This window comes from Saccharomonospora iraqiensis subsp. paurometabolica YIM 90007 (assembly GCF_000231035.2).
In the GTDB taxonomy this organism is placed as follows: domain Bacteria; phylum Actinomycetota; class Actinomycetes; order Mycobacteriales; family Pseudonocardiaceae; genus Saccharomonospora; species Saccharomonospora paurometabolica.
On record NZ_KI912191.1, the window covers coordinates 3579 to 4257 of the forward strand.

The 679-nt window shown below is 76.9% G+C and carries 1 protein-coding gene; it reads right to left on the bottom strand.

The annotated features are described in order from the left end of the window. A partial coding sequence (locus SACPADRAFT_RS24835) for a methionyl-tRNA formyltransferase (RefSeq protein ID WP_007027881.1) occupies nucleotides 1-679 on the bottom strand: 679 nt, incomplete at both ends.

Consider the following 679-nt stretch of genomic DNA (forward strand, 5'->3'; position numbering starts at 1 on the left):
GGCCCCGCCCCCGGAGCCGCCGTCCCCGGAGCCGACCGAGCGCACCGGGCCGAGCTTGACCCGCTCGCCGCGGAACACGGCCCACGCACCGGGGTCCGGGGTCACCGACCGTACCCGCCGGTCGACGGCGAACGCGGGCTCGGTGAAGGACACCCGGGCGTCCTCCGCCGTGACCTTGGGGGCGTAGCTCACCCCGTCGGCGGGCTGCGGCACCGCGCGGAGCTCCCCATCCGCGATACCGTCCATGGTGGACACCAGCAGTCGCGCACCGGCCTCCGCCAGCCGGTCCAGCAGCGTCCCCGCGGTGTCGGTGTCCCGCACCGGTTCGGTGACCACCCCGAACACCGGACCGGCGTCCAGTTCGGGCACGATCCGGAAGGTGGACGCCCCGGTGAACTCGTCCCCGGCCCGGATCGCCGCCTGCACCGGCGCGGCCCCCCGCCAGGCGGGCAGCAGCGAGAAGTGCAGGTTCACCCACCCGTGCGGCGGCACCTCCAGGGTCCGGCGCGGCAGCAGCGCCCCGTAGGCCACCACCGGGCACGCGTCCGGCGCGAGCTCGCGCAACCGGGTGAGGAAGTCCTCGTCCCCGGTCTGCTCCGGGGTGAGCACCTCGATCCCGTGTTCGTCGGCCAGCGCCCCCACGGGCGAGCGCACGAGCCTGCGCCCGCGCCCGGCGGGC